19 protein-coding genes and 1 riboswitch are annotated in these 22,089 nt (G+C 74.5%); of the genes, 5 read left to right on the top strand and 14 right to left on the bottom strand.

All coding sequences use genetic code 11. The annotated features are described in order from the left end of the window. Positions 1 to 127: 127 nt before the first annotated feature. From folP to ACFRQN_RS03540, 3 genes are all read left to right on the top strand, one after another. On the top strand, positions 128 to 952 hold the full coding sequence (gene folP / locus ACFRQN_RS03550) for a dihydropteroate synthase (RefSeq protein ID WP_380737923.1): 825 nt from the start codon (positions 128 to 130) through the stop codon (positions 950 to 952). A gap of 64 nt (positions 953 to 1,016) precedes the next feature. After that, positions 1,017 to 2,480 carry a short-chain fatty acyl-CoA regulator family protein gene (locus tag ACFRQN_RS03545; protein ID WP_380737921.1) on the top strand — a complete coding sequence of 488 codons (1,464 nt, stop codon included), beginning with the start codon at positions 1,017 to 1,019 and terminating at the stop codon, positions 2,478 to 2,480. 455 nt (positions 2,481 to 2,935) lie between these two features. Further along, a complete protein-coding gene (locus ACFRQN_RS03540) occupies positions 2,936 to 3,547 on the top strand; it encodes a polysaccharide deacetylase family protein (protein ID WP_241852960.1) in 612 nt (203 codons plus the stop codon). Positions 3,548 to 3,568: 21 nt separating this feature from the next. On the opposite strand, the gene ACFRQN_RS03535 is transcribed toward ACFRQN_RS03540, so the two are convergent. Genes ACFRQN_RS03535 through ACFRQN_RS03525 form a run of 3 tightly spaced genes read right to left on the bottom strand, consistent with a single transcriptional unit; the run spans position 3,569 to position 7,135 of the window. After that, positions 3,569 to 4,705, bottom strand: a complete 1,137-nt coding sequence (locus ACFRQN_RS03535) for a bifunctional 2-methylcitrate synthase/citrate synthase (protein WP_380737919.1) — start codon at positions 4,703 to 4,705, stop codon at positions 3,569 to 3,571. A gap of 19 nt (positions 4,706 to 4,724) precedes the next feature. Further along, positions 4,725 to 5,630 (bottom strand): methylisocitrate lyase, encoded by a 906-nt coding sequence (prpB, locus tag ACFRQN_RS03530; protein WP_380737917.1) that lies wholly within the window; start codon positions 5,628 to 5,630, stop codon positions 4,725 to 4,727. Next, positions 5,630 to 7,135 carry an MmgE/PrpD family protein gene (locus ACFRQN_RS03525; RefSeq protein ID WP_380737915.1) on the bottom strand — a complete coding sequence of 502 codons (1,506 nt, stop codon included), beginning with the start codon at positions 7,133 to 7,135 and terminating at the stop codon, positions 5,630 to 5,632. Before ACFRQN_RS03525 ends, prpB begins: the two co-directional genes overlap by 1 nt. 300 nt (positions 7,136 to 7,435) lie before the next feature. Here ACFRQN_RS03525 and ACFRQN_RS03520 point away from each other — a divergent pair, with 300 nt between their 5' ends. Then, positions 7,436 to 8,242, top strand: a complete 807-nt coding sequence (locus ACFRQN_RS03520) for an adenosylcobinamide amidohydrolase (protein ID WP_380737913.1) — start codon at positions 7,436 to 7,438, stop codon at positions 8,240 to 8,242. 66 nt (positions 8,243 to 8,308) lie between these two features. Here ACFRQN_RS03520 and ACFRQN_RS03515 read toward each other — a convergent pair whose 3' ends face one another. The 3 genes from ACFRQN_RS03515 to aceA all read right to left on the bottom strand — a co-directional run bounded on the left by ACFRQN_RS03515 (position 8,309) and on the right by aceA (position 12,273). Further along, a complete protein-coding gene (locus ACFRQN_RS03515) occupies positions 8,309 to 9,175 on the bottom strand; it encodes a 3-hydroxybutyryl-CoA dehydrogenase (RefSeq protein ID WP_074003453.1) in 867 nt (288 codons plus the stop codon). Positions 9,176 to 9,202: 27 nt separating this feature from the next. Then, positions 9,203 to 10,813 (bottom strand): malate synthase A, encoded by a 1,611-nt coding sequence (aceB, locus tag ACFRQN_RS03510; protein ID WP_074003452.1) that lies wholly within the window; start codon positions 10,811 to 10,813, stop codon positions 9,203 to 9,205. 167 nt (positions 10,814 to 10,980) lie between these two features. Next, on the bottom strand, positions 10,981 to 12,273 hold the full coding sequence (aceA, locus tag ACFRQN_RS03505) for an isocitrate lyase (protein WP_074003451.1): 1,293 nt from the start codon (positions 12,271 to 12,273) through the stop codon (positions 10,981 to 10,983). A 355-nt stretch (positions 12,274 to 12,628) separates the two neighbouring features. Between aceA and ACFRQN_RS03500 the strand changes: the two genes are divergently transcribed. After that, on the top strand, positions 12,629 to 14,032 hold the full coding sequence (locus ACFRQN_RS03500; RefSeq protein ID WP_380737911.1) for a short-chain fatty acyl-CoA regulator family protein: 1,404 nt from the start codon (positions 12,629 to 12,631) through the stop codon (positions 14,030 to 14,032). Positions 14,033 to 14,060: 28 nt separating this feature from the next. Here the strand turns inward: ACFRQN_RS03500 and ACFRQN_RS03495 are convergent, their stop codons facing one another. The 8 genes from ACFRQN_RS03495 to ACFRQN_RS03460 all read right to left on the bottom strand — a co-directional run bounded on the left by ACFRQN_RS03495 (position 14,061) and on the right by ACFRQN_RS03460 (position 22,089). After that, complete coding sequence (locus ACFRQN_RS03495) at positions 14,061 to 15,305, bottom strand: cytochrome P450 (protein WP_380737909.1); 1,245 nt, start codon at positions 15,303 to 15,305, stop codon at positions 14,061 to 14,063. A 50-nt stretch (positions 15,306 to 15,355) separates the two neighbouring features. Next, entirely contained in the window at positions 15,356 to 16,723 is a 1,368-nt protein-coding gene (locus ACFRQN_RS03490) for an NAD(P)/FAD-dependent oxidoreductase (RefSeq protein ID WP_380737907.1), read from the bottom strand. Further along, positions 16,713 to 16,964, bottom strand: a complete 252-nt coding sequence (locus ACFRQN_RS03485) for a ferredoxin (RefSeq protein WP_380737905.1) — start codon at positions 16,962 to 16,964, stop codon at positions 16,713 to 16,715. Before ACFRQN_RS03485 ends, ACFRQN_RS03490 begins: the two co-directional genes overlap by 11 nt. Positions 16,965 to 17,149: 185 nt before the next feature. Further along, positions 17,150 to 17,893, bottom strand: a complete 744-nt coding sequence (locus tag ACFRQN_RS03480; protein ID WP_380737903.1) for a ferredoxin — start codon at positions 17,891 to 17,893, stop codon at positions 17,150 to 17,152. Beyond that, entirely contained in the window at positions 17,890 to 18,705 is an 816-nt protein-coding gene (locus tag ACFRQN_RS03475; protein ID WP_380737900.1) for an ABC transporter ATP-binding protein, read from the bottom strand. Before ACFRQN_RS03475 ends, ACFRQN_RS03480 begins: the two co-directional genes overlap by 4 nt. Further along, positions 18,702 to 19,781, bottom strand: a complete 1,080-nt coding sequence (locus ACFRQN_RS03470; RefSeq protein ID WP_074003446.1) for an iron ABC transporter permease — start codon at positions 19,779 to 19,781, stop codon at positions 18,702 to 18,704. Before ACFRQN_RS03470 ends, ACFRQN_RS03475 begins: the two co-directional genes overlap by 4 nt. Continuing rightward, entirely contained in the window at positions 19,778 to 20,647 is an 870-nt protein-coding gene (locus tag ACFRQN_RS03465) for an ABC transporter substrate-binding protein (protein WP_380737897.1), read from the bottom strand. Before ACFRQN_RS03465 ends, ACFRQN_RS03470 begins: the two co-directional genes overlap by 4 nt. A gap of 229 nt (positions 20,648 to 20,876) precedes the next feature. Beyond that, positions 20,877 to 21,083: riboswitch (cobalamin riboswitch) on the bottom strand. A 112-nt stretch (positions 21,084 to 21,195) separates the two neighbouring features. Beyond that, positions 21,196 to 22,089: a shikimate dehydrogenase family protein gene (locus tag ACFRQN_RS03460; RefSeq protein ID WP_380737895.1), complete on the bottom strand. Its 894-nt coding sequence runs from the start codon at positions 22,087 to 22,089 to the stop codon at positions 21,196 to 21,198.

Here is a 22,089-nt window from a genome sequence, read left to right as displayed (position 1 = left end):
TTCGCCAATGACGGTCGATGGCCTTCGGGGGTGGTCGCGGAGCGGCCTCCGGAGGCTGCACAATAGGGGCATGGAAAGACATTCGTACGCCCTTCCCGGACTTCCCGACTGGGGTCGCTGCGCGGTCATGGGAATCCTCAACGTCACCCCGGACTCGTTCTCGGACGGGGGATGCTGGCTGGACCCGGGCCGGGCGGTGGAGCACGGACTGGCGCTGGCCGCGCGGGGGGCCGACATGGTGGACGTGGGCGGCGAGTCGACCCGCCCCGGCGCCCGCCGGGTGCCGGTCGAGGAGGAGCTCGCGCGGGTGCTGCCGGTGGTGCGCGGACTCGCCCGGCAGGGCGTCCTGGTGAGCATCGACACGATGCGCGCCCGGGTCGCCGAGGCCGCGGTGGACGCCGGGGCCCGGATCGTCAACGACGTCAGCGGCGGCCGGGCGGACGAGGCCATGGCGAAGACGGCCGCGCGGGCCGGCGTGCCGTTCGTCGTCATGCACTGGCGGGGGCAGTCCCAGGGGATGGACGACCTGGCCGGCTACGGGGACGTCGTCGCCGAGGTGGTCGCCGAAGTGGGGCGCCAGCTGGACGCCGTGGTGTCGGCCGGAGTCGACCCGGAGCAGGTCGTCCTCGACCCCGGCCTCGGCTTCGCCAAGGGCCGGAGCGACGACTGGGCGCTGCTCGCCGCCCTGGACGCCTGGGCCGTGCTGGACCGCCCGCTCCTGGTCGGGCCCTCCCGCAAGCGCTTCCTCGGCGAACTGCTCGCCGACCCGGCCACCGGCGAGCCCCGCCCGGCCCGGGAGCGGGACGACGCGACCTCGGCCGCCGCCGTCCTGGCCGCCGCGCAGGGCGCCTGGGCCGTACGGGTCCACGAGGTGCGGGCGGCCGCCGACGCCGTGCGGGTCGAGGCGGCCGTGCGGGCCCACCGGGCGACCGCCGACCGGCTGCCGGTGTAGGCCTTCGCAACCATCCGGGGAAGAGAAGACCGGGGAAGAAAAGAGAAGAGGGGTGCGTCGCACCATGGCACGTCCCGTCGGGCGCAAGATCTTCGCCCACGCCAAGCTGCGCCGGCTGCGCCGCGAGCACGGCATGAACCAGGTCGAGCTGGCCCACGAGCTCGGCATCTCGACCAGCTACCTCAACCAGATCGAGCACAGCCGGCGCCCGCTCACCGCCGCCGTGCTGCTGCGGATCGCCGAGGTGTTCGGCGTGGACCCGGAGTTCTTCTCCGAGGCCGACGAGGAGCGCCTCGCCGCCGACCTGCGCGCCGCCCTCGCCGACGAGGCGTGCGGTGCCCCCGTCCCGGCCGAGGACGTCGCGGAGGTGAGCCGGGACCACCCCGACGTGGCCCGGGCGCTCGTCGCGCTGTACCGCCGCTACCGGGAGGCGGCCGCCAGGGTCGCCGATCTCGGCGACACCGCCGGGACCGCCGCGCTCAGCCCGGCCGAACCCCACGACGAGGTACGGGACTTCTTCTACACGCACCACAACCACATCGCCGCCCTGGACGAGCAGGCCGAGCGCACCGCGACCGCGCTCGGGGCGACCACGGCGGGTGGCCTCGCCGCCGCGCTGGCGACCGCACTCGGCGAACGGCACGGCGTGCGGGTGGTCGACGCGGACCACCGGCGGCAGGCGGAGATGCGCCGGTTCGATCCGGTGAGCGGCACCCTCCGCCTCTCCGCGTGGCTGACCGACGGTCAGCGGGCCTTCCAACTGGCCACCCAGCTCGCGCTGCTGGAGCACCGGCCGCTGCTCGACGCGCTGGTCTCGGCGGCAGGGCCCGACCTCACCTCGCCCCAGGCGGCGGACCTCGCCCGGATCGGCCTCGCCACCTACTTCGCCGGTGCGCTGCTGATGCCCTACTCGGCCTTCCACGCCGCCGCCGAGGAGCTGCGCTACGACATCGACCTGCTCGGCGCCCGCTTCGGGGTCGGCTTCGAGACGGTCTGCCACCGGCTGAGCACCCTGCAGCGCACCGGCCGCCGGGGCGTGCCGTTCTCCTTCCTGCGCGCCGACCGGGCGGGCAACATCTCCAAGCGGCAGTCCGCGACCGACTTCCACTTCTCCCGCCTCGGCGGCACCTGCCCGCTCTGGACGGTCTACGAGGCCTTCTCGGCGCCGGGGCGGATCCTCACCCAGATCGCCGAAATGCCGGACGGCAAGCGGTACTTCTGGATCGCCCGCACCGTCACCCACGGCGGCTTCGGCCACCGTGCGCCGCGCAGCGAGTTCGCCGTCGCGCTCGGCTGCGAGCTGCGCCACGCCCACCGCCTGGTCTACGCCGAGGGCATCGCCCTGGACGGCCGGGAGGCGGCCACGCCGATCGGCCTGGGCTGCCGGATCTGCGAGCGGACCGACTGCGCCCAGCGGGCCCGGCCGCCGGTCGGCGGCCGGCTGGTGGTGGACCCGGACCGGCGCACCAGGGTGCCCTACCCGGTCGTGGACGAGGGTCGTGACGGCGATCGGGAGGGGCGCCGCTGACCGGTGCCGCCGAGACGTCGCACCAGCGGCGGGCGGCACCCGGGTGCCGCGGTCGGGGCCCTGTGGTCGGGGCGTCCCGGCCGCAGGCCGGGCGACGGCGACGGATCCGGCACCGTGCCGCCGATCGTGTGGCCCTGGGCCCTTCCGGGTGGTGATGTGGGTCCCTCGGGGTGAACGCCGGGAGGGGGCGTCAGGCCCCGGGGGACACCCAGAAAATGTCAGATCATCAGATTGTCTCGCGAAGGCTGATCCTGGCCGCGGCCGGGTTGTCGGTCCTCGGCGCCGCAGGGTGCGGGGGAGCACGGCGGGCCGGGGAACCCGGTACCGCGCCGAGAGGGAACGCCGGGCCGCCGCCCGCGGCCGCGCCCCCGGCGGCCGCACCGGAAGCCGCACCGGTGGCCGCGCCTGAAACCGCCCCGGAAACCGCGCCGGAAGCCGCCCCGGAAGCCCCCAGGGTGCTGACCGAGGCGGAGAGCCGGCCGCTGTTCGAACTCGCCGAGGAGGGGAAGGTGGTGGCCCTCACCATCGACGACGGACCCCATCCGCGCCACACCCCCGACGTCCTGGCGCTGCTGGAGAAGCACGGGATCCGGGCGACGTTCTTCCTGATCGGCGAGAACGCGGCCGCCCGTCCCGACCTGGTCCGGGAGATCGCGGCGCGGGGGCACCGCATCGGGAACCACACCTGGAGCCATCCGGACCTCCGTCACCTTCCCGACGACGCCCAGGTGCGGGAGGAGCTGACGCGCACCTCCGACCTCCTCGCCGGGATCACCGGCAAGTCGCCCGTCTGGTTCCGGGCCCCGGGCGGGGACTGGGCCCCGAGGACGCTCAGGACGAGCAGGGAGCTCGGGATGCGGCCGATGGGCTGGACGGTCGACCCGGAGGACTGGGCCGAGCCGGGGACGGACGTGATCCTCGGTCGGCTCACGAAGGAGATGCGCCCGGGAGCGATCGTGCTCACCCACGACGGCGGGGGCGACCGTTCGCAGACGGTGGCCGCTCTCACGCGCTTCCTCCCCTCCCTGATCGACTCCGGCTACCGCTTCACCACCCCGCGGGCCTGACCGGACGGCGGTGCCGGTCTCCTACGCGGAGGCCGGCACCGGCCGCTGTTCCGGGCCGTCGTAGGAGGCGAGCGGGCGGATCAGGGCGTTGTGGGCGAGCTGTTCGGTGATGTGGGCGGTCCAGCCGGTGACCCGGCTCATCACGAAGAGCGGGGTGAAGACCGGGGTGTCGAAGCCCATCAGGTGGTAGGCGAGGCCCGCGGGGTAGTCGAGGTTGGGGTGGATGCCCTTGCGGTCCAGCACCGCCTCGCGCAGCGCCGTGTGCAGGGCGGCCAGCCGGGTCGTCCCGGGGTCGGCCGCCAGGGCCACCAGCTCGTCGAGGGCGGCCTGCATGATCGGGACGCGGGAGTCGCCGTGCTGGTAGACCCGGTGGCCGAAGCCCATGACCTTCCGCTTCGCCGCCAGGGCGTCGTCGAGCCAGTCGGCGGCGCGGGCCGGGTCGCCGATCTCCCCCAGCATGTGCATCACGGCCTCGTTGGCGCCGCCGTGCAGCGGGCCCTTGAGCGCGCCGATCGCGGCGGTGACGGCGCTGTAGAGGTCGGAGAGGGTGGAGGTGACGATGCGGGCGGTGAAGGTGGAGGCGTTGAAGCTGTGCTCGGCGTACAGCACCAGCGAGACCTCGAAGCAGCGGACCACCTCGGGGGCGGGCACGGCGCCGAAGCACATGTGGAAGAAGTTCTCCGCGTACCCGAGGTCCGGGTCCGGGGCGATCGGGGCGAGGCCCCGGCGACGGCGCTGGTCGGCGGCGACGACGGTGGGCAGTTTCGCCAGCAGGGTCAGGGACTTGGCGAGGCCGGACGCCGGGCGGCCGTCGTCCTCGGTCGGGTCCTCGGCGCCGAAGAAGCTGACGGCGGTGCGCAGCACGTCCATCGGGTGGCAGGTCTCGGGCAGCCTGGCGAGGAGCTCGGCGGTGGTGCGGTCGAGCGGGCGCAGGGCGCGCTCGCGGGCCCGGAACTCGCGCAGTTGGGCGCCGTCGGGCAGTTCGCCGTGCCAGAGCAGGTACGCGACCTCCTCGAAGGAGCGGTGGGCGGCGAGGTCCTGGACGGGGTAGCCGCGGTAGGTGAGGGAGTTGGTCTCCGGGATGACGGTGGAGATCCCGGTGGTGTCGACGACGACACCGGCGAGGCCGCGGTGGACCTCGGGTGCGGTGGTGGGCATGGCTGGTCTCCGGTGCGGGTCAGGTGCCGGGCGGGAGGGTGAAGTCGAAGACGGCCGAGTCGAAGGCCGAGTAGTCGGCGTAGCCGAGGAGTTCGTACAGCCGGGAGCGGGTCTGCATGCGCGGCAGCAGCGGCTCCTGGGTGCCCTCGGTGGCGATGGTGCGCAGCCCGTCCTCGATCGCGCCCATGGCGAGCCGCAGCAGGGTGACCGGGTAGAGGGCGATGTTGTAGCCGAGGCTCTCCAGGGTGCGGGTGTCCAGCAGCGGGGTCTTTCCGAACTCGGTGAGGTTCGCGAGCAGCGGCACGTCCAAGGCCTTGCGGAACGCCTCGTACTCGGCCTCGTCGGCGAGGGCCTCGGGGAAGATCGCGTCGGCTCCGGCGTCGACGTAGGCCTTGGCCCGGTCGATCGCGGCGCCGAGTCCTTCGACGGAGCGGGCGTCGGTGCGGGCCATCAGCAGGAAGTCGGGGTCGCGGCGGGCGTCGACGGCGGCGCGCAGCCGGCGGACCATCTCCTCGCGGGGCGCGATGGTCTTGCCGTCGAGGTGGCCGCAGCGCTTGGGGTTGACCTGGTCCTCCAGGTGCAGCCCGGCCAGGCCGGCGTCCTCCAGGAGCTGGACGGTTCGGGCGGCGTTCATCGGCTCGCCGAAGCCGGTGTCGGCGTCGATCAGGACCGGGAGGTCGGTGACCCGGGTGGTCTGCTGGGCGCGGGCGGCGACCTCGGTGGAGGTGGTCAGGCCGATGTCCGGCAGGCCGAGGTCGGCGGCGAGCACGGCGCCGGAGAGGTAGACGGCGTCGAAGCCGGTGTCCTGGACGAGCCGGGCGGAGAGCGGGTTGATCGCGCCGGGGACGCGCAGCAGCCGTCCGGAGGCGAGCCGTTCGCGCAGCGCCCGGCGGCGCTCGGCGGCGGTGGTGCGGGTGTGCAGCATCAGAACAGGCCCTTCGGCAGGGTGCGGTCGAACTCGCGGACGGCCTCGAAGTCGACGGCCGGGAACAGTTCGTCGAGGCCGGCGGTCGTCAGCTCGGTGAGGTCGGCGGTGGCGGTGAGGAAGCGGTCCTGGTCGGTGGGGGTGACGACGCCCTCGGTGAGGGTGCGGAACTTCCGCTGGTACGCGGGGCGGTCGAAGGGGCGGGCGCCGGCCGGGTGGGCGTCGGCGACGGCCAGTTCGTCCTCGACGACGGAGCCGTCGTCCAGGGTGATCACGATCCGGCCGCCGAAGGCCCGGTGCTGCGGGTCGGGGTCGTGGTAGCGGCGGGTCCACTCCGGGTCCTCGACCGTGCTGACCTTCCGCCACAGGGCGACGGTCTCCGGGCGGTTGGCGCGCTCGGGGGCGTAGGAGCGCTCGTGGTGCCAGCCGCCGTCCTCCAGGGCGACGGCGAGGATGTACGGGATCGAGTGGTCGAGGGTCTCCCGGCTGGCCGTCGGGTCGTACTTCTGCGGGTCGTTGGCGCCGGAGCCGATCACGTGGTGGGTGTGGTGGCTGGTGTGCAGCACCACCGAGCGCACCCGCTCCAGCGGCCCGGTCTTCTCGCGCAGCCGCCGGGCCAGGTCGATGACCGCCTGGGCCTGGTACTCGGCGGAGTGCTCCTTGGTGTAGGTGTCCAGGATCGCCCGGCGCGGTTCGCCGGGCTCGGGCAGCGGCACGGTGTAGTCGGCGTCCGGGCCGTCGAGCATCCAGGCGAGGAAGCCGTCCTCGCCCTCGTAGACCGGGGAGGGCGAGGTCTCGCCGCGCATCGCCCGGTCCACCGCCTCGATCGCGGCCTTGCCGGCGAATGCCGGGGCGAAGGCCTTCCAGCTGGAGATCTCGCCCTTGCGGGACTGCCGGGTCGCCGTCGTGGTGTGCACGGCCTGCTGCACCGCCTGGTACACCGTCTCCGTCGGCAGCCGCAGCAGCGCGCCGAGGCCGCAGGCGGTGGCCGCGCTCAGGTGCGCGACGTGGTCGATCCGGTGGGCGTGCAGACAGATGCCCTTGACCAGGGCGACGTGGACCTCGTAGGCGGCGACGATGCCGCGCAGCAGGTCGGCGCCGGTGCGCCCGGTGTGCTGGGCGACGGCCAGCAGCGGCGGGATGTTGTCCCCGGGGTGGGAGTAGTCGGCGGCCAGGTAGGTGTCGTGGAAGTCCAGCTCGCGTACGGCGGTGCCGTTGGCCCAGGCCGCCCACTCGGGGGAGACCCTGGCCAGGCTGCCGAACACCCGGGCGCCGGGCGCCCCGTGGTGCGCGAGCGCCTGGGACCGGGCCACCGCCACCGGCCGGCGCAGCAGCGACGCGACCGCGACCGAGGCGTTGTCGACGACCCGGTTGACGGCCATGCCCACGGCGGCCGGGGCCGGCTCCTCGGTGGCGGTCGCGACGGCGGCCAGCTTCCAGGCAAGCTGCTCCTCTCGCGGCAGCCGGTCGGCGCTGGGGTGGACGCGGACGTGGTGCTCGATCACGGGACTCCTCGGGAGCGTCGGGACCGCCCTGACGGGCTCGTACGCTCCAGGCTGCCGCGCCGGCGGGCGGGGATCCAGCAGGCCAATCCGCGGAATCCGGACAGCTCCGGGCTGCGAATCCGCGAATCCTGCGAATCCGCGGATCGTGCGAACCTGCGGATCGTGCGAACCTGTGGAGCCTGCTGAACCGCGAATCCTGTGGACCGGTCTCGCGGGCTAGGATCCTCAGGGCCTCCTCCGCCGGTGATCACCGCACCTCGCCGCCGGACCGGGCCGGCCCGACCGCCCCCTGCCTCTGAGGTGATCACAGCGAACAGCCTGGTGTCCGAGCCGCGGCGACCCGCCGTCCTCCGGTCCGCGCGGTCGGAGGACGGCTCGTGTCGTCACCTGCTGGTGTGGAAGGCCGGCCCGGGCTGGCGGATGGTCAGCAGCGGCGTGCTGGGCGGGGGGATCGGTGAGCGCGGCTGGGTGGTGAACGCCCAGGTCCGGCCCGGCTACAGCCGGATGGACCCGGAGCGGCACCTGGCGGAGCTGGCGGAGGCCGAGGGCCTGCGCGGGCCGGGTGTCGGGCTGATGACCGCCGCGGAGGTCGACGACTGCACCTGGGGTGAGGACGGCGGCGCCGTCGCCCTGGTGACGACCGGCATCGGCGTCCCGACCTGGGCCGCGGCAGCCGCGGCACCGCCCGGTCCGTACGTCCCGGGGACGATCAACATCCTCGCGGTCGTGCCCGCGCCGGTGGCCGACGCGGGGCTGGTGAACCTGCTGGCGACGGCCACCGAGGCGAAGGTGCAGGCCCTCCTGGACGCCGGCTACTCGTGCTCGGGCACCCCGTCCGACGCCGTGTGCGTGGCCGTCCGCACCCCGGTCGACGGCGAGGCGGCCGACCCCTTCGGCGGCCCGCGGTCGGTCTGGGGCTCCCGGCTGGCCCGCGCCGTCCACCGGGCCGTCCTCGACGGGGCGGAACGCGACCGGGCCCGGCGGCGGGAGGGGCCGGGTGTGCCGCACCAGGGGCCCCGGCCGGACTGCCACCGGGCGGACGTCCTTTCAGCCGAAGGGGCTGGAGTGCCCCGAGCAACTGGAGCGCCCGGACGCGTCACCGTCTGAAACCACGCCGCCCCGCCGGTTCCCGGCCCTCCGCGACGGGAGCCGGGCACCGGCGGGGCGCGCTCGTCACGCCGAGGCGTGCGCGTGGAACCCCCGTCCGCTCTTGCGGCCGAGCAGTCCGGCCTCCACCATGCGGGAGAGCAGCGGCGGGGGCGCGTACAGCGGCTCCTTGTACTCCTCGTACATCGACCGGGCGATCGCCTCGACGGTGTCCAGCCCGATCAGGTCGGCGAGTTGGAGCGGCCCCATGGGGTGGGCGCAGCCGTGGACCATCCCGGCGTCGATGTCCTCGGGGCTGGCGTGGCCGGCCTCGGCCATCCGGATCGCGGCGAGCAGGTACGGCACCAGCAGGGCGTTGACGACGAAGCCGGCCCGGTCGCGGGAGTGGACGACGTGCTTGCCGAGGACGTCCCGGGCGAAGCCCTCCACCCGGTCGAGGACGGTCGGGGCGGTGTGCAGCGAGGACACCAGCTCGACCAGCGGCATCACCGGGGCCGGGTTGAAGAAGTGCAGCCCCAGGACGTGGGAGGCGCGGCCCGTGGTGATGCCGAGGCGGGTGACCGGGATGGCCGAGGTGTTGGTGGCCAGGACGGCGTCCTCGGCGACGAGCACCTTGTCCAGGGTGGTGAGCACCTCGGTCTTGACCCGTTCGTCCTCGACGACGGCCTCGACCACCAACTGGCGGTCGGCGAGCGCCTCCAGGTCGTCGGCGAACAGCAGGTGGGCCCAGGCGTCGGTGCGCTGCTCCTCGCTGATCCGGCCGCGGTCGGCGGCGCGGTGCAGCGAGCGGTCGATCCGGGCCCGGGCGGTGCGCAGGGAGTCCCGGCCGGCCTCGCAGACGACGGTGTCGAGCCCGGCGCGGGCGAAGACCTCGGCGATGCCGGCGCCCATCTGTCCGGCGCCGACGACCGCGACGCGGCGGATGTCGTTCATGGTGCACTGCCTCCGTGGTGGGGCGGCTCAGGCCGCGGTGCGGATCCGCACGAGGTGGCGGGCGTAGGCCTCGGTGGTGAGGAAGGCGGGCAGGTCGGCGCCGAGGGCGGTGTCCTCCAGGATCCGCACCGCGTCGTCCACCAGCGTCGGGTCGGCGCCCTCGGCGAGCAGTGTGGCGCGCTCCCGGTCGATCAGGCGCCGCACCATGTCCGGGGTGACGAGCGAGCCGCCGGTCAGCCGGGTGCAGTGGTGCTGCCACTGCCAGATCTGGCAGCGGGCGATCTCGGCGGTGGCGACGTCCTCCATCAGCCCGAAGACGGCGACGGCTCCGGAACCGCCGAGCCAGGCGGTGAGGTAGCGCAGGGCGACGGCGATGTTGGAGCGCAGCCCCTGGTCGGTCGGCAGGCCGGCGGACAGCCTGTGCACGCCGAGCAGGTCGGCGGCGGTGACCTCGACGTCCTCGCGGGTGCGGTCGAGCTGGTTCGGCCGGTCGCCGAGGACGTCGTCGAAGGCGGTGCGGCAGGTGGCGACCAGGCCGGGGTGGGCGACCCAGGAGCCGTCGAAGCCGTCGCCGGCCTCCCGCTCCTTGTCGGCGCGCACCTTGGTGAGGGCCACCGCGTTGGCCTCCGGGGCGCGTTGGGGGATGGCGGCGGCCATGCCGCCGATGGCGTGGGCGCCGCGCCGGTGGCAGGTGCGCACCAGCAGGTCGGTGTAGGCGCGCAGGAAGGGCTGGGTCATGGTGAGGGTGGCGCGGTCCGGCAGCACGTAGCGCGGGCCGTGCTGGGCGAAGTTCTTGATCAGGCTGAACAGGTAGTCCCAGCGCCCGGCGTTGAGCCCGGCGGCGTGCTCGCGCAGCTCGTAGAGGATCTCGTCCATCTCGAAGGCCGCGGTGATGGTCTCGATCAGCACGGTGGCCCGGATCGTGCCGTGCGGGATGCCCAACTCGGCCTGGGCGAAGGCGAAGACCTCGTTCCAGAGCCGGGCTTCGCGGTGGTCCTCCAGCTTGGGCAGGTAGAAGTACGGGCCGCTGCCGCGCTCGATCTGCCGCTTGCCGCAGTGGAAGAGGTAGAGGCCGAAGTCGACCAACGCGCCGACGGCGGGGCGGCCGTCGACCAGCAGGTGCTGCTCGTCGAGGTGCCAGCCGCGCGGGCGGACGACGATGGTGGCGGGGGAGTCGCCGATCCGGTAGCGCTTGCCCTCAGGGGTGGTGTCGTCGATCCGGCGTTCGACCGCGTCGACCAGGTTGAGCTGCCCGGAGACCAGGTTGTGCCAGGTGGGGGCGGTGGCGTCCTCGAAGTCGGCGAGCCACACCCTGGCACCGGAGTTGAGCGCGTTGACGGTCATCCGGCGCTCGGGCGGGCCGGTGATCTCCACCCGGCGGTCGGCCAGGCCCGGCCCGGCGCCGGCCACGCGCCACGTGCTGTCCTCGCGGACGGCGCGGGTCCCGGGGAGGAAGTCGAGGCTGCCGCCGTCCGCCAACTCGGCGCGGCGCCGGTCGCGTTCGGCGAGCAGCGCGGTGCGGCGGGCGGCGAACCGGTCGTGCAGACGGGCGAGGAAGGCGAGCGCCTCGGGGGTGAGGATCTCGTCGAAGCGGTCCTCGTGTTCTCCGAGGACCTCGATGCGGCTGGGCTGGCTCATCCGGTGCTCCAGGGGCGGGTGGAAGGCGCCCGGGGCCTCGTCCCTCAACGAGGCCCCGGGCGGCGGGGTGGGCGGCGGCCGCTCCCCAAAGCGGCTGCCAGGGTGGCTCGGTGGTGCTGTCCTTCCGGCTCGGCGGCCCGCTTCGGGCCCGGCGGCCTCCTTCGGACTCAGTGGAACTGCTCGGCCTCGGTGGAGCCGGTCAGGGCGAGCGTCTCGGCGTTCGGGTTGAGCGCGGTGGAGACCAGGTCGAAGTACCCGGTGCCGACCTCGCGCTGGTGCTTCACGGCGGTGTAGCCGTCCGGCACGGCCGCGAACTCGGCCTCCTGGAGGTCGACATAGGCCGTCATCCCGTGCTCGGCGTAGCCGCGGGCGAGCTGGAACATCGAGTGGTTGAGCGCGTGGAAGCCGGCCAGCGTGATGAACTGGAAGCGGTAGCCCATCGCCCCCAACTCCCGCTGGAACTTGGCGATCTGGTCGTCGTCCAGCGCGGCCTTCCAGTTGAAGGAGGGCGAGCAGTTGTAGGCGAGCATCGTGTCCGGGTGCTCGGCCTTGACCGCCTCGGCGAACTCCCGGGCCTGCTCCAGGTCCGGGGTGCCGGTCTCCACCCAGAGCAGGTCCGCGTACGGGGCGAAGGCCAGGCCGCGCGAGATCACCGGGGCCATGCCGGGCTCGACCCGGTAGAAGCCCTCGGCCGTCCGCTCGCCGGTGCAGAACCGGGCGTCGCGCTCGTCCACGTCGCTGGTCAGCAGGTTGGCGGCGAGCGCGTCGGTGCGGGCGACGATCAGGGTCGGCACGTCGGCGATGTCGGCGGCCAGGCGGGCGGCGTTCAGGGTGCGGATGTGCTGGGCGGTGGGGACGAGCACCTTGCCGCCGAGGTGGCCGCACTTCTTCTCGGAGGCCAGCTGGTCCTCGTAGTGGATGCCCGCCGCGCCGGCCGCGATCATGCCCTTGGTGAGCTCGAAGGCGTTCAGCGGGCCGCCGAAGCCGGCCTCCGCGTCGGCGACGATCGGCACCAGCCAGTCCGGGCCGCCGTTGCCCTCCGCCGCGTCGATCCCGTCCGCCCGCAGCAGCGCGTTGTTGATCCGACGCACCACCTGGGGAACGGAGTTGGCGGGGTAGAGGCTCTGGTCCGGGTACGTCTGCCCGGCCTGGTTGGCGTCGGCCGCGACCTGCCAGCCGGACAGGTAGATCGCCTGCAGCCCGGCCTTCACCATCTGCACGGCCTGGCCGCCGGTCAGCGCGCCGAGCGCGTGGACGTAGTCCTGCTCGTGCAGCTGCCGCCACAGCCGCTCGGCGCCGCGCCGGGCCAGGGTGTGCTCCTCGCGCACCGTCCCGGACAGCCGGACCACATCCGCCGCCGTGTACGTGCGCTCGATGCCCGCCCACCGCGGGTCGGAGGCCCACCGGGCGGCGAGCTCCGCCGCCTGCTGCTCCTGCTGCTGCCGGACCGACTGAGTCATGGGCCTGCTCCCCAGGGTGCTCGTTTGCTCGTTGCGAAGGATGTGACGCACCTCACCGCGAGGGCGAGTGGGCGGCCGGACGGTGCCGGGCTGCGGTGGCGCACCGCGGGACGTGGAGGCCCGGACAGCCCACCGGACCGCGAGCGACCTGGTGCTCTGCGGCTGTCCTGCGCACCTCCCGGCCGCAGCACCGACTCTGGCACCCCCGCCGAGCCGCCGTCACCGGTGGACCGCGGCCAACTTCTGCGAACGCTCATCGGTGAATCCGCGAAGGTTGCGAAGGGCTGACTGGCCGCGCTGCGGCTAGGCTGCCCGCGCCGGATCGACCGATGCGCACAGCGGGGAGAACGACACCATGGGAAAGGCCTTCGCCGGTGCCCGGCTGCGCCGCCTGCGCGAGGAGCGCGGCCTCAGCCAGGCCGCCCTCGCCCGGCTGCTCGACCTCTCGCCCAGCTACGTCAACCAGTTGGAGCACGACGCCCGTCCCCTCACCGTGCCCGTCCTGCTGCGCCTCACCGAGGCCTTCGGCGTCGAGGCCGGCTACTTCGCCCCGCCCGACAGTGCCCGGCTCACCGCCGAACTGCGCGACGCGCTCGGCGAGGAGGTCACGGCCGGCCGGATCACCGGCGGTGACCTCGACGAGCTCGCCGCCCGACTGCCCTCCGTGGCACGGCTGTTGAGCGACCTGGCCCGAGGCCGCCGGGACGCCGCCGAGCAGCTCGCCGTCCTCGCCGGGGACCGCGGCCTCGGAGTCGACACGCACACCCCGCACGAGCAGGTCCGCGAGTTCTTCTACCGCCGCCGGAACTACCTCCACGAACTCGACACGGCCGCCGAGGACTTGGCGACGTCCATCGGCCTGCGGCGCGGCGAGGTCAGGACGGTGCTGGCCGAACGGCTCGCCACCGGGCACCGGGTCCGGATCGCCACCGGAGGCGGCCGACTGCACCAGTACGACGAGCCGACCCGGACCCTCCGGCTGTCCGACCGGCTGCGCCCCGGCCAGCAGGCCTTCCGGATGGCCACGCAACTGGCCTACCTGGAACACGACTCCCTGCTGTCCGAACTCGCCGCCCAGGACAGCCCGGAGGGATCCACCGCCTTCGCGCTCACCCGCATCGGCCTGGCCAACTACTTCGCCGCCGCCCTCGTCCTGCCCTACACCGCCTTCCACGCCCAGGCGGAGGCGGCCCGCTACGACATCGAGCACCTCGCCGACCACTTCGGCGTCGGCTACGAGACGGTCTGCCACCGGCTCAGCACCCTCCAGCGCCCCGGCCTGCGCGGCGTGCCGTTCTCCTTCGTACGCGTCGACCGGGCCGGGAACGTCTCGAAGCGCCAGTCCGCCACGCCCTTCCACTTCTCCCGCACCGGCGGCACCTGCCCGCTGTGGAACGTCTACGACGCCTTCGCCGCCCCCGGGCGCGTCCACGTCCAGGTCGCCGCCATGCCGGACGGCCGCCGCTACCTCTGGACCGCCCGCGCCGTCACCCGCTCGCCCGGCGGCTGGGGCCGCCCCGGCAAGACCTTCGCCATCGGCCTCGGCTGCGAGATCCGGCACGCCGGCCGACTGGTCTACTCCGCCGGCCTGGACCTCGGCGACGAGGCGGCCGCCACCCCGATCGGCCTCGGCTGCAAGGTCTGCGAACGCCCGGCCTGCCCGCAGCGCTCCGCCCCGGCCATCGGCCGACCGCTGGCCGTCGACGAGCACACCAGCACCTTCGTCCCGTACGCCGCGCTGCCCGGCCCCCGGGACTGAGGGTGCCCGGACGGCTGGGGCGGCACGCTCAGTCCGTGATGCCGGAGACCGCCAGCGGCAGGTGGCGGGGCCCGCGCAGGATCGGGCTGCGGCGATACACGGGCGGGTCCTGGAGCAGGCGGGGGTCGTCGAGGCGGCGGATGAGCGCGGTGAGGGCGATCTGCCCCTCGACCCTGGCGAGCGGCGCGCCGAAGCAGCTGTGCACGCCGCTGCCGAAGCCGAGGTGCTGGTTGTCCTGCCGGGTCGGGTCGAAGCGGTCCGGGTCGCGGAACCGCCGCGGGTCCCGGTTGGCGGCGGCGAGGACCAGGACCAACGGCGCGCCCTTGGGGATGGTGACGCCGTCGACCTCGACGTCGGTCAGCGCGGTGCGCTGCGGCAGCAGTTGGACCGGGGGCTCGTAGCGCAGCACCTCCTCCACCATGCCCGGCATCAACTCGGGCCGTTCGCGCATCATTTGGAGGGCCTCGGGATGGCGCAGCAGGGTGAGCACGCTGTTGGTGACCAGGTTGACGGTCGTCTCGTGCCCGGCGATGAGCAGCAGGACGGCGGTGGCCATCAGCTCAGGCGTGGTGAAGCCGCCGTCCGGGCCGGGGTCGTTGACGAAGGCGGAGAGCATGTCCTCGGAGGGCCTGCCGCGGCGGCTCTCGGCGAGTTCGCCGAGGTACAGCCCCATCTCCGTCCGGGCCTGGAGGGCCACCCGCTGCCGCTCGGCCGGGTCGGTGCCGGGGGTGGGGTCGAAGCCCTCGATCAGGGTCTCGGACCAGGCGTGGAACCGGGGTTCGTCCTCGCGCGGCACCCCGAGCAGCCGGCAGATCACGGTGACGGGGAGCGGGTAGGCGAAGTCCTCGACGAGGTCGATCCGGTCGCGGCCGCGCAGCCCGTCGATCAACTCCCCGGCGATCGCGGTGATCTCGTCGTGCATGGCGTCGACCCGGCCGGGCGCGTGCGGCGGGCCGAAGGGCCGCATGGCCAGGTTGCGCAGCCGTTCGTGCTCAGGGTCGTCCCGGCCGATGAAGGCGACCGGGACGACCTGCACCTCGTCCGGGACGGTGCGGTTGCGGCGGTCGGAGCTGATCCGCGGGTCGTGGAGCAGCGCGGCGACCTCGTCGTAGGTGCCGACCAGGTAGCCGCCGTCGTCCTGGCGGGCCACGCCGTGCTCGCGCAGCTCGGCGTAGAGGGGGTAGGGGTCGGCGCGGTTGGCGTAGTCGGTGATCCGGCGGTACAGCGTGCCTGGGGATCCGGTGCTGCTGCCGGGGGTGTCGGTGGTGGCCATGGCGGGCTCCTCGGGGGTGGCGGCGGCGGTCCGCGGCGCCGGGACGGTGCTCAGCCGTCCCAGCGCCGAAAGGTCAGCCGCCGGTCGGGCAGGTGACCGGTGAGCGCGACGGTGGGACCGTGCGAGAGCACCTTCGGATCGGGCACGTCGGACGGGACGGGGGTACGGGAGGGCGGCGGCTCCACGCCGACCCAGTCGGGCGGGAACGGGGCGGCGGTCTCGATCAGCCCCTGGTAGTGCTCCAGCCACTTGGCCCGGTTCACGCTCACGGCGGCCGTGATCCGGCCCCGGTACCCGTAGACCGCGACGAACCGCCGCTCCTCCGGCGAGCCCTGGGCGACCACCACGTGGTCGGAGAAGGTCGGCACGCCGACGGACTTGATGTTGAGGCCGAACTGGCTGGACCAGAAGGCGGGCACGCTCAGGTGCGGCAGCCGGCGCGGCCCCGGGTTGACCATGTTGTGGGCCGCCACCGCGGCCTGGGCGACCGCGTTGCCCCAGTGTTCGAGGGAGAGCAGCTGGTACTCGAAGAGCGGGTGCGGGAAGCGGGCGACATCACCCGCGACGAAGACGTCGTCGGTGACGATCCCGTACATGTCGAAGGCACGGCAGCCGGCGTCGCAGGCGATGCCACGCCGACCGGCGGCGAGCCCGGAGTCGGCCAGCCACTCGGTGTTGCGGACGGCCCCCAGGGCGACCACGGCGACGTCCGCCTCGATCCGGCTGCCGTCGGAGAGCTCGGCCCCGGTGAGCCGACCGTCCCGGCCGTGGAGCGCGGTGACGGTCACCCCGCAGCGCAGGTCGACCCCGTGGGCGCGCTGGACCCTGGCCGCGAAGGCGCCGAAGGCCCCGCCGAGGGCGCCGACCAGCGGGGCGGGGCCGCGCTCCGCGACCGTCACCGCCACGCCGCGCTCCCGGCAGGCGGAGGCGATCTCGGAGCCGGTGAACCCGGCACCGATCACCAGCACCCGCCGAGGGCCGGCCGCGAGCCGCTCGGCCAGCCCGGCCGCGTCGTCGGCGGTGCGCAGGGTGAACACCCCGTCGAGGGCGGCCTGCGCGGGGTCCGGCCAGGGCCTGGCCCGGGTGCCCGTCGCGATCAGCAGCCGGTCGTACGGCAGCCGTTCGCCGTTCGCGAGCAGCACCTGCCTGGCCGCCCCGTCCACGCCGGTCGCGCGGACGCCGAGCCGCCACTCCGCGTCCACCTCGCGGCGGCGCGGCAGCGCGGTCTCCCCGGCGCGCACCCGCCCGAGCAGCACCTGCTTGGACAGCGGCGGACGGTCGTACGGGGGGCGGCGCTCCTCGCCGACCACGGTCAGCCGCCCGGCGAAGCCCTCGTCGCGCAGCGTCTCCGCGGCGCGCAGCCCGGCCAGCGAGGCGCCGACGACGACGATCCGGCCGCTCCGGAGGTCACCGCACACCGGACCGGCCCTCCCCGCCGGGGCTGTCTGGGCCGACGGCCCCGGCCTCGGCGCGGTCCTCGACCAGGATGGCCTGCACCGGACACGCCGCCGCGGCCCGCAGGACGCGCTCCCGCTGCCCGTCGGGGGGCTGCGGGGTGTATATCAGGGCCTCCTCGCCGTGCAGCTCGAACACCCGGGGCGCGAGGAACGCGCACTGCGCGTAGCCCTGGCAGCGGTTGAGGTCGACGACGATCTTCACGGACACTCCTCCCGGCCGGGTCCGTATCCGTCCTACCGCCGCCGCCCCGGCCGCGCGCCCGGGGGTGCTCCGCGGGAGGGGTCGCGGAGCGTGGCCGCCCGCGCCGGTGCGCGGCGTCGGCAACGACGGGAGCGACGGTCCGCACCACGCGGTACGGACCGCCGCTCCCGGGCCGGTGGCCGCGGTCAGTCGTCGTGGTGGTCCGCCCGCTCCCTCCGGTGGCGGGGGAGGCGGTGGGACTCGAGCGGTCGTCCGCCGGCGAGGTGCTCGGTGACGATGAGGGCGGCGGTGGCCGGGTCGACGTTGCCGTACCAGACGTCGTCCGGCTGGACGCTGATGACGGGGGCCTGGTTGCAGGGGAACTGGCAGCCCGTCTGGGTGACGAGCACGTCGTCGTCGCCGAGGCCCTGCTCGGTCAGTCCCTGGACCAGGGCGCGCAGTCCCTCCTCCACGCCCTTGGCCGCGCAGCGCGGGCCGCGGCACACCATGACCTGGTGCCGGTGGCCGGGCACGTCCTCCCAGGCCGCGGAGGTGAGGCCGGGCTCCGTGCCGGTGACGGCCTTCGTCGCCGCGGCCACCGTGGGGACCGCGTCCGGCGAGTCGGCGAGGCGGGTGGCGACGAGGAGTTCGGGACGGTGTCCCGCGCGCTCGCGCCACCAGTGCGCGGCGATCCGCCGGAGCCAGGACTGGCCCGGGCCGGAATCCGTGAGGCGGACGCCGACCAGCACCACGGTCCCGGTGCCCGCGTCGGCCAGCCTGGTCAGCTCGGCCGACAGGGACGGGTCCGCCAGCTGCAGGAACGCGATCGAGGCCCGGTGCGACGCCGCCGCCCGGAGGAGTTCGTCACGGCGGACGGCCTCCCCGGCCGACATGCCGACCAGGACCACGGCACTGCGGTGGGCGGGGGCATCCGGGGCGGGGGAGGTCATGGCGTCGTCCTTTCGTGGAGCAGTCCGTTCCACCGGATGTGCGGTCTGTCGTGCCGGGGGTGCCGTTCCACGGTGACGTCGACGCCGTAGACCTCCGCGATCGTGCGCGAGGTGAGCACCTCGGAGCCGGGCCCGTGGGCGACCAGCCGGCCGTCGAGCAGGACGGCGACCTCGTCGCAGTAGGCGGCGGCGAGTTCGAGGTCGTGCAGCGCGGCGACCGTGGTGATGCCCAGCCCGCGGACGGTTTCGAGGAAGCCGAGTTGGTGGCGCAGGTCGAGGTGGTTGGTGGGCTCGTCGAGCAGCAGCACGTCGGGCTCCTGCGCCAGCGCCCGGGCGAGCTGGACCCGCTGCCGCTCGCCGCCCGACAGCGTCGGCCAGGAGCGGTCGAGCAGGTGGCCGACGTCGGCTGCGGCGACGGCGTCGGCGACCACGGACCGCTCGTGGGCGTCGGCGGCGGAGTCCGTCGGCACGGGCCAGCGGCCGCGGTGCGGCGTGCGGCCGAGCTCGATGACCTGACGAACCGTCAGCGACAGCCGGGTGTCCGCCTGCTGTTCCATGAAGGCCACCCGTCGTGCCCGCCGGCGGGCCGTGAGGGCGTGGAGGTCCTCGCCGTCCAGGAGGACCCGGCCCGCGCTCGGCCGGGTCAGTCCGGCGACCGCGCGCAGCAGGGTGGTCTTCCCGGCGCCGTTGGGCCCGAGCAGGCCCGTGATCCGGCCGGGGCGGAAGGCGATCGAGACCGCGTCCAGCAGGGTGGCTCCGCCGATGCGGACACCGAGTCCCTCCGCGCGCAGCCCGACAGGCGTCGTCGTCACTGCGCCCTCCCGTCGGCCCGCCCCTGGCGCCACAGCAGCCAGGCGAAGAACGGCGCTCCGAGCCCGGCCGTGACGACGCCGACGGGGATCTCCCGGTCGGGGAGGACCGAGCGCGCCACGACGTCGCTGCCCACCAGGAGGGACGCGCCGACCAGCGCCGACACGGGCAGCAGGAGGGCGTGGCGCGGGCCGCAGACGAGACGGACCACGTGCGGGACGACTAGGCCGAGGAACCCGATGACGCCGGTGTTGGCGACCAGGCACGCGGTCACCAGCGCGGCGGTGGCGACGAGGACCCAGCGGGTGCGCTCGACGTGGACGCCGAGGGAGCGGGCGGCGGTCTCGCCGAAGGCGAAGGCGTCCAGGTCGCGGGCCGAGGAGGCCAGGACCGTGACACCGACCAGCGCGACCGCCAGCAGGAAGACGGCGGTGGGCCACCGCACGCCGGCGACCGAACCCAGCGTCCACTCCATGACCCCGCGCGCCGCGTCGCGGTCCCCGAGGACCATCACCACGAACGAGGTGTAGGCCCCGCACATCTGGCCGACCGCGATGCCGGCGAGCACGGTCCGGGCGGTGGGCAGCGACCGGGTTCGGGCGCCGGCCAGGGCCAGGACGACGGCGGCGGCGAGCAGGGCGCCGGCGAAGGCCGCCGTCGCCACCGCGCCGGTGCCCACGGCGCCGGTCACGCCGACGCCGAGGACGATCACGGTGACCGCGCCGGCGGCGGCTCCGTCCGAGATCCCGAGCAGGAAGGGATCGGCCAGGTCGTTCCCGGTCAGCGTCTGCAGCACCGCGCCGCAGACCGCGAGGCCGGCGCCGGTGGCGGCCGCTCCCAGCACCCGGGGCAGCCGCAGCTGCCAGACGATCTGGTCGTCCAGCAGCGTCACAGGCGGGTCGCCCAGCCCGAGACGGCGCGCCACGACCTCGATCACCGTTCCGACCGACTCGTGCTGCGAGCCCACGGCCAGGCCGAGGAGCAGGGTGCTCAGGAGCAGGGCCGCGGCGACGGCCAGGGCCGCCGTCGCGCGGCCCGGACCAGCGGGCCGCACGACGGGGTGGGGCGCGGTGGTCATGAAGCCGGGTGCAGTCGGCCCAGCCCGTCGGACACCCGGGCGGCACCGTCGGCGAGCAGCACGCCGGGGGTCGACTCGGAGAACGGCACCGTCACGAAGGCCTTGCGCTGCACGGCGGTGAGCTTGCTCAGGACCGGGTCGTTCTCCAGGTAGTCGATCTTGGACTGGGCGGTGTCCCAGTCGGCGTCCGCGACCACGATGGCGTCCGGGTCCGCCGCGACGACCTTCTCCCAGCTCACGTTCTGCCAGCTGCCGGGCAGGTCCCCGAAGACGTTGCGGGCGCCCACGGCGTCGAGCACGAGTTGGGGGCCGCCCTGGCCGGTGCCGACGTACGGCGTCTTGGTGTCCGAGTCGAACCACAGGACCTTCAGGCCCTTGCCCGCGGCCGTCGCCGTGAACTGCGCCAGCTGCTGCTCCTGCTGCCGCTGGATCGCGGCGGCCCGCTCCGGGACGCCGAAGACCTTGGCGACGTCGTTCAGCTCGCCCCACGCCGCCTGCCAGGTCGTCGGCGGCACCTGGTTCTTGTCCGAGCAGCCGAACGGGGACAGGTACGACGGGACGCCCTGGCCGCGCAGCTCCTCCCGGGTGCCCGCGACCTTGTCGGTGAACGCGGTGGAGTAGGAGGCGTACAGGAAGTCGGGACGGGCCGCGAGGAGGTTCTCCTTCGTCGGGTACTTCTTGGAGAGCACCGGGACGGAGTCGTAGGCGGCCTTCCACTTCTCCGGGACGGAGTCGTCGAGGTAGGCGGTACCGGCCATGCGGGACTGCAGGCCGAGGGCCAGGGCCACCTCGGTGGCACCCTGGTTGAGCGTCACCAGCCGCTCGGGCGGCGCGCCGACCGTCACGGTGGTCCCGCAGTTGTCCACGCTGACCGGCGCGGCACTTCCGGTCGCCCCGCCGGACGCGACGGGCGCGGGGGCGCCCGCGCACCCTCCGAGCACACCGACGAACAGCAGGGCCGTGACGGCCCGGCCGACACGTGTCGGACCTGTGGGACGTACGGGACGCATGGAGCGCGCGGAGCGCATGGAACGTATGGATCGGACCGGATGCGGGTACGGCTGACCGCTGGGCACGTGTTCTCCAAAACCCTCGTGGAACATGTCGCGCCGTGGCCGGTCTCCTGGCTTCCGCATCAACACGCCGCGACCGACCTTCCCGAGCGGCTCTCCCAGCCCGCCCAGTGGCCCTGACCGCTGGCGAAAGCCGGTCAGCGAGGGCCGCGGAACTCCGCGGCAACAGTGGCGAGGGCCGCACCGGACTCAGACCGGTTTCCCGAACACCACGGCGATGGCACGCTATCAGGCGTGGTCAGGTCGGTGGCGACCGGCTGGTGGGATGATCGTTTGGATCGTTCCCGGGGACGGGGGAGGGAACGGCCACGGGGGTCGGCCGGCTCCGGAGGGACGGGGGATCACCCCGGAAGGCGGAAGAAGGAGCGGTAGAGCGGCAGTTGCTCGGCGAGCATGTGGATGCCGGGGTGGGTGGCGAGGCCGAGGGCGGCGGCGGTGCGCAGCAGCGGGGTCTCGGCGGGCGTCATGATGATGTCGGCGACCAGCGCGCCGGGCACCAGTGGGGCCGGGTCGAAGGGGAGCGGGTCGGCCGGGTCCAGGCCCAGCGGGGTGGCGTTGACCGCGAGGTCGACGTCGGCGGGCGGGCACGGGGCGGCGGCCACGCGGCCGGGCCAGCGGGTGCCGAGCCGCTCCAGCAGGGCGTCCACCCGGCCCCGGTCGGGATCGGTGACGGTGAGTGCGGCGGCCCCTTCGGCGAGCAGGGCGGCGGCGATGGCGAGCCCCGCGCCCCCGGCGCCGGCCAGTGCCACCCGCAGCCCGGCCGGGTGGTGCCCGGCGGCGGCCAGGCCCCGGACGAACCCGGCGCCGTCGAAGTTGTCGCCGTACCAGCGGCCGTCCGGCTCGCGGCGCAGCGCGTTGGTGCTGCCCAACAGGGCGGCGGCGTCGCTGAGTTCGTCGGCGTGCCCGCACATCGCCAGCTTGTGCGGGACGGTGACCAGCAGCCCGTCCAGGTTGGCGACGGCCTTCAGCCCTCGGACGACCTCGTCCAGCCGGTCCGCCGGGGCGTGCACGGGGACGAGCACGGCGTCCACGCCGCTCGCCGCGAACAGCGGGTTGAGCAGGGCGGGCGCCTTGGCCTGTGCGACCGGGTCGCCGAGCACCGCGAACAGCCGGGTGCGGCCGGAGATCGGCGGGCGGGCGGCCGGCGCGTCGGGTGCGTCGGGTGCCGGTACGTCGGCGGCCGGTACGTCGGGGGTCGGCAGGTCGGGGGTCGGCAGGTCGGGGTGAAGGGACAC

The organism is Kitasatospora sp. NPDC056800 (assembly GCF_042789775.1).
In the GTDB taxonomy this organism is placed as follows: Bacteria; Actinomycetota; Actinomycetes; order Streptomycetales; family Streptomycetaceae; genus Kitasatospora.
The sequence above is the reverse complement of the archived record's forward strand: the minus strand, read 5'-3'. Positions and strand labels throughout refer to the sequence as shown.